At 59.5% G+C, this 18,571-nt stretch carries 12 protein-coding genes; 3 read left to right on the top strand and 9 right to left on the bottom strand.

Features of this window, described 5'->3' with window-relative positions:
• Nucleotides 1-117: 117 nt before the first annotated feature.
• Together ACP7BE_RS01550 and ACP7BE_RS01545 are read right to left on the bottom strand one after the other, a co-directional pair.
• Entirely contained in the window at nucleotides 118-2,496 is a 2,379-nt protein-coding gene (locus ACP7BE_RS01550; protein WP_095002402.1) for an efflux RND transporter permease subunit, read from the bottom strand.
• Nucleotides 2,497-3,374: 878 nt separating this feature from the next.
• Entirely contained in the window at nucleotides 3,375-3,845 is a 471-nt protein-coding gene (locus tag ACP7BE_RS01545) for a hypothetical protein (RefSeq protein WP_095002401.1), read from the bottom strand.
• 373 nt (nucleotides 3,846-4,218) lie between these two features.
• Between ACP7BE_RS01545 and ACP7BE_RS01540 the strand changes: the two genes are divergently transcribed.
• A complete protein-coding gene (locus ACP7BE_RS01540; protein ID WP_095002400.1) occupies nucleotides 4,219-4,452 on the top strand; it encodes a hypothetical protein in 234 nt (77 codons plus the stop codon).
• Between the two features lie 9 nt (nucleotides 4,453-4,461).
• On the opposite strand, the gene ACP7BE_RS01535 is transcribed toward ACP7BE_RS01540, so the two are convergent.
• The 3 genes from ACP7BE_RS01535 to ACP7BE_RS01525 form a co-directional block, all read right to left on the bottom strand.
• The gene (locus ACP7BE_RS01535) at nucleotides 4,462-4,680 is read right to left on the bottom strand and encodes a hypothetical protein (RefSeq protein WP_095002399.1); all 219 of its coding nucleotides are present in this window, start codon (nucleotides 4,678-4,680) and stop codon (nucleotides 4,462-4,464) included.
• 131 nt (nucleotides 4,681-4,811) lie between these two features.
• A complete protein-coding gene (locus ACP7BE_RS01530; protein WP_426104404.1) occupies nucleotides 4,812-6,146 on the bottom strand; it encodes a phospholipase effector Tle1 domain-containing protein in 1,335 nt (444 codons plus the stop codon).
• A gap of 196 nt (nucleotides 6,147-6,342) precedes the next feature.
• Nucleotides 6,343-6,747, bottom strand: coding sequence for a TraR/DksA family transcriptional regulator (locus tag ACP7BE_RS01525; protein ID WP_016780464.1), 405 nt, complete (start codon nucleotides 6,745-6,747; stop codon nucleotides 6,343-6,345).
• 711 nt (nucleotides 6,748-7,458) lie between these two features.
• Here ACP7BE_RS01525 and ACP7BE_RS01520 point away from each other — a divergent pair.
• Both ACP7BE_RS01520 and ACP7BE_RS01515 read left to right on the top strand, forming a co-directional pair.
• Nucleotides 7,459-8,175 carry an HPP family protein gene (locus tag ACP7BE_RS01520; RefSeq protein ID WP_095002397.1) on the top strand — a complete coding sequence of 239 codons (717 nt, stop codon included), beginning with the start codon at nucleotides 7,459-7,461 and terminating at the stop codon, nucleotides 8,173-8,175.
• Nucleotides 8,176-8,317: 142 nt separating this feature from the next.
• Nucleotides 8,318-9,394: a GGDEF domain-containing protein gene (locus ACP7BE_RS01515; RefSeq protein ID WP_095002396.1), complete on the top strand. Its 1,077-nt coding sequence runs from the start codon at nucleotides 8,318-8,320 to the stop codon at nucleotides 9,392-9,394.
• Between the two features lie 142 nt (nucleotides 9,395-9,536).
• Here the strand turns inward: ACP7BE_RS01515 and ACP7BE_RS01510 are convergent, their stop codons facing one another.
• From ACP7BE_RS01510 to ACP7BE_RS01495, 4 genes are read right to left on the bottom strand one after another with little or no spacing between them, the layout of a single operon-like run.
• Nucleotides 9,537-10,970, bottom strand: coding sequence for an efflux transporter outer membrane subunit (locus ACP7BE_RS01510; RefSeq protein ID WP_426104401.1), 1,434 nt, complete (start codon nucleotides 10,968-10,970; stop codon nucleotides 9,537-9,539).
• Nucleotides 10,967-14,074, bottom strand: a complete 3,108-nt coding sequence (locus tag ACP7BE_RS01505; RefSeq protein ID WP_095018856.1) for an efflux RND transporter permease subunit — start codon at nucleotides 14,072-14,074, stop codon at nucleotides 10,967-10,969. The genes ACP7BE_RS01510 and ACP7BE_RS01505 overlap by 4 nt, the downstream gene beginning before the upstream one ends.
• Nucleotides 14,071-17,172 (bottom strand): MdtB/MuxB family multidrug efflux RND transporter permease subunit, encoded by a 3,102-nt coding sequence (locus ACP7BE_RS01500; protein ID WP_095018855.1) that lies wholly within the window; start codon nucleotides 17,170-17,172, stop codon nucleotides 14,071-14,073. Before ACP7BE_RS01500 ends, ACP7BE_RS01505 begins: the two co-directional genes overlap by 4 nt.
• Nucleotides 17,169-18,476 carry an MdtA/MuxA family multidrug efflux RND transporter periplasmic adaptor subunit gene (locus ACP7BE_RS01495; RefSeq protein WP_095024286.1) on the bottom strand — a complete coding sequence of 436 codons (1,308 nt, stop codon included), beginning with the start codon at nucleotides 18,474-18,476 and terminating at the stop codon, nucleotides 17,169-17,171. Before ACP7BE_RS01495 ends, ACP7BE_RS01500 begins: the two co-directional genes overlap by 4 nt.
• Nucleotides 18,477-18,571 lie beyond the last annotated feature (95 nt).

Raw genomic sequence — 18,571 nt, 5'->3', positions numbered from 1 at the left:
ATGCACATTTACTGGTGGGAGCGGGCGTGCCCGCGATTGGATCGACGTGGTCTGGCTGATACATCGCGGCGCCTGAATCGCGAGCAAGCCCGCTCCCACCTGAAACCTGGCGCCCACTCACGCTCTGGCTGATTGCGCAATCGTGAGCATCGCGGGTTCCACCAGCGGCTTGCCCAGGTTGAACCACGCAGCCAGTGCCGGCAGCAGGAAGATCGCCCCCAGCACGTTGACCATAAACATGAAGGCCAACAGCACACCCATGTCGGCCTGGAACTTGAGGGGCGCAAACACCCAGGTGCACACCCCCAGCGACATGGTCAGCGCGGTAAACACCGCCGCCGTGCCGCGCTGGCACATGGCGCGGTAGAAGGCTTCGCGCAGGTCATGCCCCGCGGCCATCTCATGCTCGATGCGCTCGTACAGATAGATGCCGTAGTCCACCCCTACCCCCACACCCAGCGCCATTACCGGCAAGGTCGCGACCTTGAGGCCAATACCCAGCAGGGCCATCAGTGCATTGCACAGCACCGCGACAATCGCCAAGGGCACCAGAATGCACAGCACTGCGCGCACCGAGCGAAAGGTCAGCAGGCAGAACAGCGCCACCGACACAAACAACGCCGCCAGCATCACCACTTCGGCCTGCTTGACCGCTTCATTGGACGCCGCCATCACGCCGATATTGCCCCCCGCCAGCTTGAACTCCACCCCCGGCACGGCAATCGCAGCGATAATGCGCCTGGCCTCATCCAGCACATGGGCCACGGTGGCGCCTTCGTGGTCGGTCAGGAACACCAGGATCTGCATTTTCTGGCAGCCGTCCGTCACCAGCCCCGAGTCCGGTGAATAGGCGTAGGCGCCCTGTTGCAAGCCCTGGGCGGAACCGGGGATGGCCGCCCAGCGCGGGTTGCCTTCGTTGTTGCCGGCAATCACCTGCTTGCTCATCCCCGCTACGCTCTGCACCGATTGCACGCCGCGGACTTCACGCATCTTGAAGTCGAATGTTTCCACCGCTCGCATGACGGCCGGGTCCAGGCAGGCTTCACTGCGATCGCGAATGGTCAGAAACACCGAAAGCACATCCAGGCCGATGGCGTAACTGCTGATGATTTTCTGGTTGTCCTGGTTGTAGCGCGAGTCGGCCCGCAGCTCCGGCGCGCCGGTGCCGATATCACCAGTGGCCAGTTCGCGGGCCTTGATCGCGCCTGCCGCCAGCAGCAGCAGGCTCAGGGCAAACACCCAGAGTGCCGGTCCCGGTGTGGCCAGCGCCGACAATCGCCACCACAGGGGGTGACGCGAGCTGGCAATGCGCGCCCTGGCCGTCATCAGGTGCGGCTCGAGTTGCAGATGGGCGATGAGCAGCGGCAGAACGATTTTGTTGGTGATGATCATCAGCATCACACCGATACAGGCCGTGACGCCCAGCTCGTGGACGATGGGGATATCGATCAGCATGATCACCCCGAAACCCAGGGCGTTCATCAATAACGCCAGCGCACCGGGAATGAAAATCTTGCTGAAGGCCACCTTGGCCGCACTCACCGAATCACTCCCGGCGAGCACTTCCTGCTTCCAGGCGTTGGTCATTTGCACGGCGTGGGACACACCGATGGAGAAGATCAGGAACGGCACCAGAATCGACATCGGGTCGATACCCAGGCCCAGCAACGGCAGCAGGCCAAGCAACCAGATCACCGGCAGCAAGGCGACAAACAGCGCCACCAGGGTCAGGCGCAACGAGCGTGAATACAACCACAGCAGCGCAGCGGTGATCAGAAATGCGATGGCAAAAAAGCCCATCACCGTGTTCAGCCCTTCGACCACGTCGCCGACCAGTTTGGCAAAGCCCACGATATTGATTTCGATATCGTCGCTGGCGTATTTGGCGCGGATGTCTTCCAGGCCACGGGCAATTTGTATGTAGCTTACGGGCTGGCCGGTCTTCGGATCGATGTCCTGCAGGTCAGCGCGCACCAGCGCGGATTTGAGGTCATTGGCCAGCAGCCGGCCGATCTGCCCGGAGCGTGCGGCATTACTGCGTACCTGTTGCAAATCTGCGGGGGTGGCGGCGTATTGCGGCGGCACCACCAGATCACCGACATAGCCGTCTTCAGTGATTTCGATATAGCGCACGTTGGGGGTAAACAGCGAGGTGACGCTGGGGCGGCTGACCCCGGAGAGATAAAACACGTCATCGGTGACGTTTTGCAGGGTCTGGAGAAACTCGGGGTTATAGATATCCCCCTCGCCTTTCCAGTGCACGCTGACCAGCAGGCGATTGGCGCCGGTAAAGATACGGCTGAAGTCCAGGAAGTTGATCATGTAGGCATGGCGCACCGGTATCTGCTTGTTGAAACCGGGGTCCAGGCGAACCTGGGTGGCGCTGTAGCCCAAGGCCAGGGTGAGCAACAGAAAAAAGCCGAGCAAGGCTTTGCGCCGGGCCATCAACTGCTCGGCGCAGCGTTGCACAGCCGATGACAAGACAAAAGCGCCCATGCTCGCGGTCCCTCGCACACTGGTTGAAAGTGATCGCGATAATCAGACGGGGCCGGGCCTTGAACATCGTCCGTAAGGGTTAGGCTGTTTGAGGGATGGGGTAACTGTCCCTGTAGCTGCCGAGGAACGAAGGCTGCTGCTACAGGAACACTGCAACTGTGGGAGCGAGCCTGCTCGCGAAGGTCGTTCGCGAGCAGGCTCGCTCCCACAATAGGGCTTGACCTGCAACAGATTATCTACAGAGATTGCGCAGTACACGCGAACCGAACAGGCCGGTCGGCCGCCTCGGGGCGCAGTGTTTTTGATCTGCCAGCCCTCCCGGGAGGCCGAGAGGAGGTGCTGAGGAGTGGGTCGACCGGCATGGATACCGGGAGAGCCGCGACGGGGCCATGAATGGCCCGTGGCGGCGTGCCCACGGAGCAGGTCCGGAGCGAGGGAACCTGAGCGCAGCGAAGGCCGTACGATGGGGCGAGGACCTTTTGGTTCCTTTTGGGTCCTTCTGTACGGACTCGACGTAAGGTCGAAACCATAGTCTCAGTTAGACACAAATGCCGGATATGTACTCAACGTATCAGTTAAACAAACAAGATCAAGCAGGCCTCAACCGTCACGCAGCAATTGACAAACCTGTACGAAAAATCCCGAAAAACGTGAGCTGGCAGTCTCTGGAGAGACTCTGTTGCAGCTCGCTCCCACAGTTGCAGTGATTCTGTAGCTGCTGGCGTAGGAGCGAGGCTGCGTTGTGCTGCGCAGCAGCCCCAAAACAGGCACTGCGTTCTGCCAGTCAAACCCGGCTCACCGGGTTTACGACGGCTTCGCCGCCGGACGTAGCCTCGTTCTACTCGTCAACTGCAACAGGTGTTTTGCTCAGGTTTAGGTCACTCTTTGCTGGCCTTGAACGCCAGCTCGCCCTTGGGCCATTTGGCCGCTTTGGCGGTCACGGCCTTGAGGGTCTTGCTCAGGCCTTCCTTGAGCTGCTCCTGGGCTGCGAAGATCAGCATCACGGTCTGACCTTCCTTGAACACGATACCTTCGCCCAGAGGCGAGCTGACATAGGCGTAGTCACCGATGCCGTAGATCGTCATTTTGATATCGCGAAATTTGATTTCGAACTTGCCACCTTCGCGGCTGGGCAAGACTGCTGCGCGAAAATGATCACCGACCTTGAGCCCCAGACCTGGCTTGTCATCTACCACCAGCGCTGATTCAGTATCGATTTCAGCGATGTAAATACCTTCAGCGTTCTGCTCGGTAACGTACACAAAGCGGGACTGGAACAGTTTGACCAAACGTGCCCGCAAATCACCCAGAACAAACAACGCATGCATTTCCAGATTGCTGACTGCCAACGAAAAACCCTCGAAAACGTGAAGTGGCGCTACCAGAACAAATAACAGGCAGCAGAAAAAAGGCCTCAGCCCACTTATTAAAAAACCGGGTACAGCAAAATCTCCTGGCTGATGGGGCAAGGAGTGGCATGTGACATCAAGACTAAAAATACGACAGGACCACCATTCTACCGGCTCATGCCCGAAGTTGGGTATACACATCCACTTCTCAGTCAGGGAATCCGTAAATTTTTCTTGATTGAGGCCCGGTTCTACAGGGCTTTCGTCGTTAACTGCGCCGCTGGCTGTCAACAACTGCCATACTGGCCGAAAAATCAGCCTGGCCCATGCCGCCGGGTTGTCCGGCTTCATTACCTCGAAGGGAAAGCGACACGTGACGGAATTTGATATTGGCGAATTTTTTATCCGCGGCGAGTCCAAAGAAGTCGATGGTGAGTTTCAGGCCGTGATCGTGATGCGCGCCAAGCCACCGTTGAAAACCGTGACTTACCATCAGGTCGAGAAAGACCGCTGGTTCAAGACCGCCGAGCAGGCTGAAATTGCCGCCAGGGGTTCGGCGCAGGAATTGAAGCTCGCAGTGGACGCAGGCGCCCTGAACGCATCTTGACGTAACCCGTCAAGCACGCTGAGCCCGAGCCTGCATTGCGCACGCGCTAGCGCTCAGCTGCGCCAGCCAGGCAGCGCGACACTCTTCAGCTTCCATGCGGCTGGAGAACGCCGTCCCGCGTTGCTCGCCGTTGACCAGCACAACCCAGCAGGCCTTCTGCCCCGTGGCCCGCAACCCCTTTGGGACACCCGAGCCGATCATCACGGCAACATCTACCCGATTGGACATGGTGGATACTCCAACTATTTAGTTAGTCACCTAACGATGTCGGCCATCTTAAAGAGTTAAGGACGCTGGAAAAAGCTATGCCCTGCATAGCTGCATTGCATCAGCGGTAACAATATCCCCTGCATGCGGGCTCAAACCGGCGGTTTTTGCTCGAAAACATTGCGCCCGCCCTCTTGGGCAATATTGAAAAACGCCTTGTCGAGTACCCCTAGCCCCTGGCCCACATTGGCATTGAAATTGGCCGATTGATGAACGTAGCGCTGACGCAACAAGCGCTCCTGGGCAGGGGTGAGCTTGATTGTACTTTTCAGTACCTGTGCTTCGAGCCTTGCAGCGATGGGCAACAGTTCATCAGGCAAGGCATCCTGGGCACTGTTCAAGGCGGCAAAGGGCACACCCTGTTTGCATGCCAGCGAATGCATGATGCGCAGATACACACGGGAAAGATGACCCAGCACCCGGCGCTGCATAAAGACGGCGGCCTGGACGCGCTTCATCGGGTCCTGGCGGCTGCCGGCCTTCTGCTCTTCGGTGCGCACTTGCACGAAGTCCTGCTCAGCGAGCGGATCAATCAAATCCCTGGCTTGCCAGTCCAGCAACTGCGCCTGGGCCAGCTTCCAGGCACTGGTCAGCCTGATGGGTGTGGACGGGCTGACCAGATTGCTCTGCCAGCGCGTCAACTGCACCTGCTCTTGCATCTCGACCGGATAACCGCCGCCAAGATCGGCATGGACTCCGGGCAGGGATACATCCAGCGGCCATTGCGGGGCAATGCGGGTCAGGGAAAAATTGCGTCGCTGCTCATCCCGTGCGCACAGCTGAACCACCTGTTGCGCGCAGTCAGGCCCCAGATACAGATTGAGCCCCGGATTGATGTCATCCCCCACATCACCCAGGTCCTCCAGCCCGCCCATGGCTGCAACAGTATCGAAGAGCCCGATAAACTCGATGCTGCACTTGAAGTCAGAAGCCAGCGCAAACTGCTGCGTGAAGGCCGTGGCATGCACCTGGTTAGCAAAGTGGCGGGCTGCGGCAGCGCCGCGGCTGAAGCCAAAAAGGTCAAGTTGCAGACGGCTCAGGGCATTGGCGGGAGCCAGCCGTAGAAATTGCGCCAGACATCGGCTCAGTTGCTCCAGGGCCTCATCGGCCTTGCCCAGCACCCCGGTGCGCCCACGGCCATAGGTCAGGCCCGGGAAGGAGGTATCAACTGCCCCTGTGGTTGTGCCAATACCGCCGACGTAGAGCGAAGTCAGCGCCTGTGCATCCTTGAACGTCGTTTGCACAGGGTAGTGCCGGTGCAGGCGGGCGATATTGGTGGGTTCACCGGCATAACTGCTGCCGGGTTCGACCTTGAGGCCCCGGGCCTGGCGCTCGCGGCCCGAGAGGATATTGAACTGGTTATTGGCCGTGCCATCAAAAAAAATACCGACACGCAATACATACCCCGTATTGCTTGAGTGACTCATGACACTGGCCCTCGTTCTTTTCAGCTTCGCGTGGAAACGCCGTGCCAAATATAAAGGGGCATGACCAAAACACTCAGCTCAACGTCAGGTTTAAATTTTTACGGGGAATTACAACAGAGGCCAGGGCGACAGCGCGGACGGCTGCGCAGCCCAAGCTACCGGAACCGCAGGACACGGCTCCGGCAAGGTCAAGCCTTCAGGCTTGACGCTGATGCTTGTCGATTTGCTCGTGACGCTCTTGAGCTTCGATGCAGTACTTGGTGGTAGGGCTGATCAGCAGGCGCTTGAGGCCAATTGCATCGCCACTGTCATCACACCAGCCGAAGCTGTCATCCTTGATACGTTCCAGCGCCTGTTCGAGCTGGGGCAGCATGCGCTGATCACGGTCGATGGCGTTCACCAGCCAGGTGCGCTCTTCTTCAACCGAAGCAGCGTCGGCCGGGTCAGCCGGAGTGTCCAGGCTCTCGATCGCGATGCGGTTCTGCTCGATACGCTCGTGGGTTTCGACCTTCATGTTTTGCAGCAACTCGCTGAAAAAAGCATGTTGCTCGGCATTCATGTAGTCATCCGCCGGCATGGCCAGCAACTTATCCTTTGTCATTGATTTCTCTATAAAAAATACGTGCATTAAGGCGAATTAGGGAGCGTTCTGACCGATCTTCATCCCAACCAGTTAGGTGCCATCTATTTCAAGCGCCACCCGGCACTCAATTTACGAGGGGCGGCAGTCTAAGGCCGAGTTATCGACTCAGCAACTGAAAACACACCTATTTGTCCAGCAAAACCTGGAAAGTGACGAAAAACGTGCTCAGCGGGGCTAATGGAGTGCGTTTATAGCAAGAAATTCAATGCGCAGGCTGAAAATCCCCTGCCAGGTGCGATGACCCACAGCTGGTGGGTCATCTCTATATTGTTAAGGGCGAGACCCGCGCACCCGAAACGGGCACGCCGATAAAACCGCGAAATGCCCTGCTCGTAATAAAACAACCACTGGCCAATACAGCCCTGCCGTGTGCAGCCAGATCGAGCGACGTTTAGTAAGCAGTGGGGTGCATGAGCGCGTATTGGGCCAACTTTTCATGGCTGGCTCGCCCGGGAAACCGGACAGCCATGCCCAGGTAATGCTCCACCCCACCAAACATCAATTTAAATGCACTTAACCATCATTATTATGCATTTGCGTATTGGTTAACGGCTGGGCAGACTGCTCGCGTTCCTCCCCCAGATGAAGGAACATTTTCAAGGGCTTGCCGGTTAACCCGCCAGGCCCTTTTTTTACCTTCCTGCTCCACAAAACCGGATTTACCTGACCATGCAAACCCGCTGGATCAGCCGCCTATTGCCTGCGGCTACGAACACCCGCCCCACCGAATGGAGCCGTGCCGCCATTGGCGTATCCCTTGGCACGCTATTCAGTGTGTGGTTCTGCAGCCTGTTCTATGGCCTGCCCGTGGCCATGCACCTGATCGGCCCGTTGGGCGCTTCGGCCATTTTGCTGTTTGCCGTGTCCTCGGGTGCACTGGCGCAACCCTGGTCGATTGTCGGCGGCTATCTGTGCGCCACGGTCGTGTCGCTGGGGGTGGTGCATTTTCTTGGCCGCAGCCTCGACAGCGCGTGCCTGGCCGTAGGTCTGGCAATGATCAGCATGTGCCTGCTGCGCTGCCTGCACCCGCCTGCAGGTGCACTGGCGCTGCTGGTGGTACTGGCCGACCCGGACAGTGCCAGTCTTGGCTGGGGCATGCTTGCACCGGTGATGCTCGGCGCAGTGTGCATGCTGCTCGCGGCGCTGGCCTATAACAACCTGACCCGCGTGCGTTACCCGAAAAAACCGTCCGAGCCGAGCCCTGCGGCCAGCACCGATCAGGCACCGATCAACCCGGGCATCAGTGCTGAAGATTTGCACCATGCGTTGCAGCAAATGGACGCATTTATCGACGTTACCCCCGAAGATCTCGAAGAGTTGATTCGAGCCAGCGAGCTGCATGCGCGCCGGCGCAGTATCGGTGAAGTGTTCAGCCAGAACGGTTGAGCCTGGGGCGCTGCCTGCCCTGCTTGCCCTGTATCGATAAGCGCCCAACTCCTGCTAGGGTTAACGAGGTAACCTGGGCGGCAGACATGCTTGAGTGCCTGATCACCCGGATTCCGCCATCCGACAGTGATCAAGGCTCGCAATGCTCAAAACCATTGAAAATGAGATCTCGAAACAGGCCGCCCCGCCCGCCTTGCAAGCTGAATTTGCCCAACATGATTTCGAAAAGCTGCGCAATTTTTGCAGCCTGACCTATATCACCAGCATTGCTATCTGGTTACTGTTCAACCTGATTGTCAGCACCAAGGGCGGCCAGGGGTTTACCGGCCTGTCCCTGCTGTTTATCAGCGTCATGGTGGGGTTGACCATTATTCTGGGCTTTGTCGGCAATTACCGGCACTTCGATGTACTCAATACGGTTTTCGTAGCCATCATCACACTCGGTTTGCGCCTGATCATTTTCGGCCTGCCAGCCGAGACCCAGCCGATCTGGCTGGCACTCGCCACCTCAAGCATTCTTTATAGCGCGTCGGTGCTGCCGCTCAGCCGCTGGGCGTTTCTCGCCGTTGCCGCCATCAGCTGTGTCACCCTCAACCCTTTCCTGATGGCCGATGTCTCGGTCATGGATCTGCGCGGCTTGCTGATCCTCTGCTACTTCACCTTTTTGTGCAGCCTGACCACCTACAGTTTTTTCAAGCTGCGCCGGATCAAGCTGCACAATTACACCATGTCCAAGTTACTGGTGGCCCAGGCCTACATCGATGCCCTGACCGAGATCCCCAACCGGCGCTCTTTCATGCTTCAGGCCGGGCATGTACTGCTGACCCGCCCCAGGGAGCACGACCACTATCTGGCGATGATCGATATCGACAATTTCAAGAAGGTCAACGACCAGTACGGCCATGATATTGGCGATGAGGTGCTCAAGCGTACGGCCGCCAGCATCAAGGCAGTGATGGCTGATTTTGCGTACGCACGGCTGGGTGGTGAGGAGTTTGCCGTGTACCTGCCCGGCGTGCGCCGCGAAGACGTCGAAGTACTGGCGCAGAGCCTGTGTCGCCGGGTGCGTGAAGATCCCGACGCACACCCAGTGACCATCAGTATCGGCCTGGCCCGGGTCGAAGAGGAAGACACCCTCAACCAGGCGCTGGCCAAGGCCGACAAGGCGCTGTACGGCTCCAAGCATGACGGCAAGGACAGGTTTACGTTTTATTCGTGAGCGGCTGGCAGATCGGGGGATATAGCGTAATTCGGCGAGCTGGCCGTATTGAGCCGGATCAAAAGCCCCTCACCCTGGCCCTCTCCCAGAGGGAGAGGGAACCAAGAGCAAAAGCGGATCAAGCTGGGGTGAGGGGTCTGCGTCAGTCGCTCAACTCGGTATTGCCATCCCAGCCGCCACCCAGCGCCGCAATCAGTTGCACACTGGCAATCAGACGGCTCTGCAGCAAGTTAAGTACGCTGCGCTCGGTGCTCAGGGCTGTTGTTTGCACCGAAACCACGTCCAGGTAAGCAATCAAGCCCGCCTTGTACTGGTTACTGGTCAGGCGCAACGACTCGCGGGCCGACTCCAGTGCCTGCTCCTGTACCACCGACTCATCGCCCAGCACCTTCAACTGCACCATGTAGTTTTCCACTTCCCGCAGACCGTCGAGCACGGTCTGGCGATACTTGGCCACCGTCTGGTCATACACGGCTTCATTGCGATCGACTTCTGCCGAGCGCTGGCCACCATCGAACAACGGCAGGGAGATTTTCGGCCCCACCGACCAGAAGCGGTTGGGCACGCTGATCCAGTCCTGATACTGACTGCTGCTGTAGCCACCCGACAGGCTCAAACTGAAATCGGGGTAGTAAGCCGCCTTGGCTACGCCAATGTTGGCGTTGGCAGCAATCACCGAGCGCTCCGCCGAAGCGATGTCAGGACGCCGCTCCAGCAGTTGCGACGGCAGGCTGACCGGGATCTGCGGCAACTTGGGTACGTTTTTAATTTCCGCCAGGTTGAACCCTGCTGGTGCTTGACCGGTGAGCACCGCTATTGCGTTTTCAAATTGCGCCCGCTGCCAGATCAGGTCGATCAGGTTGGCCTGGGTATTGCGCAACTGGGTTTGCGCCTGAGCCACCGCATCCTTGCCGGAAATTCCCGCACGGTACTGGTTTTCGCTCATTTTCAGTGAACGTTGATAGGCCTCGACCGTGGCTTCGAGCAAACGCTTCTGCTCATCGATCACCCGCAATTGCAGGTAGTTCTGCACCAGCTCCGACTGCTGGCTCAGGCGCATCGCCGCGAGGTCGGCCAGGCTGGCCTCGGCACTCGCCTCGTTGGCTTCCAGGCCACGGCGCAACTTGCCCCATACGTCGGCCTCCCAGCTCACCCCGACCTGGGCATTCAAGGTGTCCCGTATGCCGCTGCTGGAGCTGGTCAGGCTGGAGTTTGAGCTGCCGGTGCCCTGGCTGGACCGGGTCTTGCCCACGCTAAGGTCGGCGCTGGGCAGGAACGCCCCGCGCGCACTGCGCACCAAGGCCTGGGCCTGACGGAACTGGGCTTCAGACTGCGCAACGCTCTGGTTGGCACTGTTGAGTTTGTCGACCAGCGCATTGAGCTGCGGGTCGCCATACAGCTCCCACCAGGCACCTCGGGCCAGTGAGTCGCTCGGATTGGCCTGGGTCCAGCCGGCTGCCTGCTTGTACTCAAGGGGCGCCGCCGTTTGCGGGCGCTGGTAGTCCGGGCCGATGGCACAGCCGCTAAGCAGCGCAACGGACAACGCCGGGGCAAGGAAAAACGAACGAGAGGTCATAGCGGAGTTTCCAGAGCAGCATCAGTGCGCACGCCGCGCCATTTGTTGAAGCGATGGCGCAGGCGGTCGAGATAGAGGTAAACCACAGGCGTGGTGTAAAGGGTCAGAATCTGGCTGAAGATCAGCCCGCCGATAATGGTCAGGCCCAGGGGCTGGCGCATTTCCGCGCCTTCGGCGCTGCTCAGCATCAGTGGCAAGGCACCGAGAATGGCCGCCAGGGTGGTCATCAGGATCGGCCTTAAACGTTGCAGGCAGGCACTGCGGATCGACGCTTGCGGGTCGAGGCCCGAATGACGTTCCAGTTGCAGGGCAAGATCGATCATCAAAATCGCGTTTTTCTTTACCACACCAATCAACAGGAACAGCCCCAGCAGTGAAATCAGGCTGAACTCCCCGCCCGTGAGGTAAATGCTCAACAACGCACCAACACCGGCAGACGGCAAGGTCGACAGAATGGTCAGCGGGTGGATGTAACTCTCATAGAGAATCCCCAGCACCAGGTACACCGCTACCAAGGCGCCAAGAATCATGAACGGCTGGCTTTTTTGTGTGGCGGCAAAAGCATCGCCCGTACCGGCCATTTTCACGATCACTTCTTCCGGCAGACCGAGCTTGGCCACCGCCCGTTCAATGGCTGCCGTACCCTGCTCCAGGGTGACACCGGGGGCCAGGTCGAACGCAATGCTCTCCGAGGCGAACTGGCCCTCGTGGGATACCCGGTCGTTCTGCAGGCTGTTCTCATAGTGGGCAATGGCCGACAGCGGAATACGCTGGCCATCGGCGGTTATCACCTGCACCTGATTCAGGGTTTCGGGGTCCTGGGCGTACTTGGGGTTGACCTCCATCACCACCTGATACTGGTTCAGGCTGTCGTAGATAGTGGAAATCTGCCGCTGGCTGTAGGCGTTGTTGAGCACGGCAGTGACCATGTCCATATCCACCCCCAGGCGCTTGGCCTGGTCGCGATCAACCACCAGGGTCACCTGCTGGGCACCGCGGCCTTCACGGGCATCGATAGCGGTCAACTCAGGCAATGCCTTGAACGCGGCCACCACTTTTGGATACCAGGTGCGCAACTCGCCCAGATCGCCGCTTTGCAGGATGTAGGAGTACTGCGAGCTGGTCTGGTCACGCCCACCGCCAAACTGCAGGTCCTGGTCAGCCATCAGCATCAGGCGGCCGCCGGGCACTTTGGGCATGCTCTCGCGCAGCCGTTCGATGACCTTTTGCGCCGACACCTTGCGTTCCGAGATCGGCTTGAGACGCACGATCATAAAGGCGTTGTTGGTGCCGCCATTGCCGCCAATAAAACCGGCGACGCTCTCTACCGCAGGATCGGCCAGCACAGCCTTGCGGAAGATTTCCATTTTCGGCTGCATCACGCTGAACGACAGGCCGTCGTCGCCACGCACAAAACCGATCAATTGCCCGGTGTCCTGTTGCGGCATAAAGGTTTTCGGCACCACCACATACAGCGCCACGTTGACCCCAATGGTCACCAGCAGGCTGAGCAATGTCAGGCGCTTGTGCCGCAGCACCCAGTCCAGGCTACGCGCGTAGCCGCTGACCATGCGCTGGTTAAGGCGGATGCTCCAACGCTGCATGGCGTTTTCCGTGCCCGGCACATGGGGTTTTAGCCAGCGTGCGCAAAGCATGGGCGTGAGGGTCAGGGACACCACCAGCGACACCACGATCGAAGCGGCCAGGGTGATGGAAAACTCGCGGAACAAGCTCTCGACAATCCCGCCCATAAACAGGATCGAGAGGAACACTGCCACCAGTGACACGTTCATCGAGAGCAGGGTAAAACCGACTTCCTTGGCGCCCAGCATGGCCGCTTTCATGGGCGCCACACCGGCGTCGATATGCCGCGAGATGTTCTCCAGCACCACGATAGCGTCGTCCACCACCAGCCCGGTGGCCAAAATCAGCGCCATCAGCGACAGGTTGTTCAGCGAGAAGCCGTAGAGGTACATGATGGCAAAAGTGCCCACCAACGACACCGGCACCGCCAGCGTCGGAATCAGCGAAGCGCGGAAATTGCCGAGGAACAGGAACACCACCAGAATCACCAGCGCCACGGCGATCAGCAGGGTCATTTCGGCCTCGTGCAGCGTAGCCTTGATCACCGGTGAACGGTCCATGGCCAGGTTCAGCTGCACGCTTGCCGGCAGCACCGCCTGCAAGGCCGGCAACTGGGCCTTGATCGCGTTCACGGTCTCGATGATATTGGCCCCGGCCTGGCGGTTGACCACCAGCAGCACCGCCGCATCGTTATTGAAAAAACCGCTGTTGTAACGGTCTTCAACACTGTCCTTGACCTTGGCCACATGGCTCAGGCGCAGCGCCGCGCCATCCTGGTAACGGATGATCAGCGGTTCGTAGTCCTTGGCCTTTTCCAGCTGGTCGTTGGCCTGGATCTGCCAGTTGCGCTCGCCATCGGACACCGCGCCCTTGGGCCGGCGCACGTTGGCATTGGCAATGGTGTTGCGCACGTCATCCAGCGAGACGCCGTACTGGTTGAGCAGTTGCGGTTCCAGCTCGATGCGCACGGCGGGCAGCGAGCTGCCGCCAATCTGCACTTCACCTACACCCGGCACCTGGGACAGGCTTTGCGAAAGAATGGTCGAGGCCAGGTCATAGAGCTGGCCCTTGGACAACACCTCGGAGGTCAGCGACAACACCATGATCGGTGCTTGCGAGGGGTTGATCTTCTTGTAGGTGGGCATGCTTTTCATGCCGCTGGGCAGCAGGTTGCGCGAGGCGTTGATCGCCGCCTGCACCTCCCGCGCCGCGCCGTTGATGTCGCGGTCCTGATCGAACTGCAAAATCACCCGGGTCGAGCCCTGGCTTGAATTGCTGCTCATGGTATTGACCCCGGCAATCGCACCGAAGGCCCGCTCAAGCGGCGTGGCCACGGTAGATGCCATCACCTCGGGGCTGGCCCCGGGCAAACTGGCCGACACCACGATCACCGGGAAATCCATTTGCGGCAACGGCGACACCGGCAGCAAACCAAAGCTCACCCCGCCCAGCAACATGATTGCCAGGCTCAGCAGCATGGTGGCTACCGGGCGTTTGATAAACGGGCCGGACAGGTTCATACCGACGCCTGCTCAGCCTGGGCCGCATCACCACGCCAGCGACGCCCCAAGCGATCGAAGTACAGATAGATCACGGGGGTAGTAAACAGAGTCAAGACCTGACTCACCAGCAAACCACCGACCATCACCAGACCCAGGGGCTGGCGCAATTCTGCCCCGGAACCGGTGGCCAGCATCAGCGGTACGGCACCAAACAACGCTGCCAGGGTAGTCATCAGGATCGGCCGGAAGCGCAACAGTGCCGCCTGATAGATCGCCTGCTCCGGCGCCATGCCCTGATTGCGCTCGGCGTCGAGGGCGAAGTCGATCATCATGATTGCGTTTTTCTTGACGATGCCGATCAGCAGGATAATGCCGATAATCGCAATCATGCCCAGGTCATTGCCGCTGAGGATCAGCGCCAGCAAGGCACCCACTGCTGCCGATGGCAGGGTGGAGAGAATGGTGATCGGGTGGATGTAGCTCTCATAGAGCACGCCCAGCACGATATACATGGTCACCACCGCCGCCAGAATCAGCAGCAAAGTGCTCGACAACGAAGCCTGGAACGCCTGCGCGGCACCCTGGAATTCGGTCTTGACCCCCACCGGCATGCCGATGTCCTTCTGCACCTGATCGATCAGTTCCACGGCCTGGCCCAATGCCACGCCAGGCGCAAGGTTGAACGAGACCATTACCGAAGGGAACTGGCCGATATGGGAAATGGCCAGTTGTGCCTGACGCTCCTCGACCCGGGCCAGGCTCGACAGCCGCACCTGGCCACCATCGGTGGTCTTGACGTGGATCTGATCCAGCGCCTGCGGGCCGATTTTCTCGCCGTCCTTGGCCTGCAAGACCACGCGGTACTGGCTGGCCTGGGTGTAAATGGTCGAAATCTGCCGCTGACCGAAAGCGTCATACAGGGCATCGGTAATATTGGCCACCGACACGCCCAGGCGTGATGCCGCATCGCGGTCGATCACCAGGTATACCTGCAGACCCTTGTCCTGCAGGTCACTGGCCACATCGACCAGTTCAGGCTGATTGGACAACGCGGTGACCAGTTTCTGCGTCCAGGTGCTGAGCATGTCAGCATCCGGGGATGACAGGCTGAACTGGTACTGGGTACGGCTGACGCGGTCTTCGATGGTCAGGTCCTGCACCGGCTGCATAAACAGGCGGATGCCCGACAGCTTGTCCAGTTGCGGCTGCAGCCGCGCAATCACCTCGATGGCACTGTCGCTGCGCTCGCTGTGGGGCTTGAGGTTGATCAGCATGCGACCGCTGTTGAGGGTCGGGTTATCCCCGTCCACGCCAATATAGGAGGACAGGCTCTCGACATCCGGGTCTTGCAGGATGATCTTGCCCAGCTCCTGCTGACGCTGACTCATGGCACTGAACGAAATCGATTGCGGCGCCTCGGAAATGCCCTGGATCACCCCGGTGTCCTGCACCGGGAAAAAGCCCTTGGGCACCACCATATACAGGAACACGGTCAAGGCCAGTGTACCGATGGCCACCAGCAGGGTCAGCGGCTGGTGCTTGAGCACCCACTGCAACATGCGCCCGTACTCGGCGATCATCCAGTCGATAAACGCACCGCTGGCACGGTAGAAACGCCCCTGCTCTTCAGGCTTGGGTTCGGCCTTGAGCAGGCGCGCGCACATCATCGGGGTCAGGGTCAGCGAGACCACCAGCGAGATCAGGATCGCCACCGCCAGGGTGATGGCAAATTCGCGGAACAGGCGCCCCACTACATCGGCCATAAACAGCAGCGGGATCAACACCGCGATCAGCGACAGGGTCAGCGAGATCAGGGTGAAGCCGATCTGTTTGGCGCCCTTGAGCGCCGCTTGCATCGGGCTGTCACCTTCCTCGATATAGCGCGAGATGTTCTCCAGCATGACGATGGCATCATCGACCACAAAGCCGGTGGCGATGGTCAGGGCCATCAGCGTCAGGTTGTTGATCGAAAACCCGGCCAGGTACATCACGCCAAAGGTGCCGACCAGCGACAGCGGTACGGCAATCGACGGAATGAGGGTGGCGCTGGCCCTGCGCAGAAACAGGAAGGTCACCATCACCACCAGGGCGATGGCGATCAGCAATTCATGCTGCACATCGCGCACCGAGGCGCGAATGGTTTGTGTACGGTCGGTCAGCACCGTGACATCGATGCCGGCGGGCAGGTTGTCGGTAATGCTTGGCAGCAGTGCCTTGATCCGGTCCACCACTTCGATCACGTTGGCACCGGGCTGGCGCTGGATATTGAGCAGCACCGCCTGGTTTTCGTTGGCCCAGGCTGCGAGGCGCTCGTTCTCGGCGCCGTCGACAATTTCGGCCACGTCCTTGAGTCGCAGCGGTGCGCCGTTGTTATAGGCAAGAATCAGTTCGGCGTATTCTTGCGGGGTTTTCAGCTGGTCATTGGCGTCCAGCATCGACACCCGGGTAGGGCCGTCGAAGTTACCCTTGGGCTGGTTGACGTTGGACGCACCGATCAGGGTGCGCACATCGGCCAGGTTCAGACCATTGGCAGCCAGCGCTTCAGGGTTGACCTTGATCCGCACCGCCTGGCGTTGCCCGCCAGCGATGCTGACCATGCCCACGCCGCTGATCTGGGCAATTTTTTGCGCCATGCGCGTATCGACCAGGTCATTGAGCTTGGGCAACAGCATGGTTTTGGAGCTGATGGCCAGGGTCAGTACCGGGGTATCCGCCGGGTTGACCTTGTTGTACACCGGTGGTGCCGGCAAATCCTTGGGCAGCAGGTTGCTGGCGGCGTTGATCGCAGCCTGCACCTGTTGCTCGGCGACATCCATATTGATGTCGAGATTGAAACGCAGGGTCAGTACCGAAGCACCACCGGAACTGGTGGAGGCCATCTGCGTAAGCCCCGGCATTTGCCCGAACTGACGCTCAAGTGGTGCCGTCACTGCACTGGTCATCACATCCGGGCTGGCCCCGGGGTACAGGGTCATCACGCGGATGGTCGGGTAATCCACCTGGGGCAAGGCCGATACCGGCAGCAAGCGATAGGCGATGATCCCGGACAACACGATGGCCAGCATGCACAGCGTGGTTGCAACCGGGCGCAGGATAAACAGGCGCGACAGGTTCATTCGCGGGCCTTGGACTTGGTGTTGTGCGCGGCCGGGGTGGCATCGGTATCGGCACCGCCATCGAGCAGTTGCCCGGCAGCCGTTTCCGGTACTTCGGCACTGTCGTTGACCACTTCCACCGCGCCACCATCACGCAGACGGTCGGTACCTTCGAGTACTACACGATCACCGGGCTTGAGGCCTTCTTCGATCACGGTCACATCGCCATCGGTGGCACCCACTTTAATGCTGCGAATCTTGACCTTGTTGTCACCGTCCATGGCATACACGAACGAGCCGTTGGTGCCGTACTGAATCGCTGCAGTGGGAGCCAGCACCACGTTTTTAAGGGTGTCGGCCAACAGGCGTACATTGACAAACTGGTTAGGGAACAGCGCCTGATCGCGGTTCTCGAACAATGCCTTGAACTTCAGGGTACCGGTGGTGATATCAATCTGATTGTCGATGCTGCTCAACACACCAACTGCCAGCTCTTTGGTATCGCCACGGTTCCAGGCCTGCACCGGCATTTTCGCGCCGCTGCGATAACGCTCAAGCACCAGCGCCAGGTTGGTCTCGGGCAAGGTAAAACTGACCACAATCGGCTCGGTCTGGGTGATCACCACCAAGGCCGTGGCGTCGTTGGCCGCTACCAGGTTACCGACGTCCAGCTGACGCAGGCCCACACGGCCGCTGATCGGTGCGCGGATCTTGGTGAAATCCAGGTTCAGCCTGGCATCGTTGACCGCCGCCTGATTGGTCTTCACCGTGCCCTGATATTGGCTGACCAGCGCTTCGGCGGTGTCCAGGGTCTGTTTGGCGATACTGTCCTCGGCGTACAGCCCGCGGTAGCGCTGCACATCAACCTGGGCATTTTTCAGCTGGGCCTGGTTCTGCAGCAACGTGCCTTCGGCTTGCAGCAGGGCATTTTGATAACTGCGCGGGTCGATCTCAGCCAGCAGTTCGCCTGCCTTGACCATCTGCCCTTCCTTGAAATAAACCTTGACCAGTTCCCCTGCTACACGGCTGCGCACATTGATGGTGTTCAATGCGGTCACCGTGCCCAGCGCCTTGTAGTAAATCGGGAAATCGCCCTGCGTTACTTCCGACACCCGCACCGGCACGGGCTGGGTCGAGCCACCAAAGCCCGGGCGCATCATGCCCGAGCGACCGGTGTGCCCGGCGGGCTGATCGGTCGCAGCCTTTTTTGCGGCAGACGGCCATAGCCACCAGCACAGGCCAAGGACTATCAGCAAGACCAGCAGGCCAAACAGCCAGAAACGGGATTTGTGGGAAACAGAGGATTGCATGGAGTGATCAACCATTAGCGCGAGCGATAATTTTCAGGAGGTGGAACGATAAGCAGTGCGGGCCGTTATGAAAAGGCTCTTTACCCGCTATTTACGTTATAGAGATGGCA

It is taken from the genome of Pseudomonas sp. TWR1-1-3 (assembly GCF_049896805.1).
GTDB classification, from domain to species: Bacteria; Pseudomonadota; Gammaproteobacteria; order Pseudomonadales; family Pseudomonadaceae; genus Aquipseudomonas; species Aquipseudomonas bubulae.
This window is presented reverse-complemented; position numbering and strand designations above follow the sequence as displayed.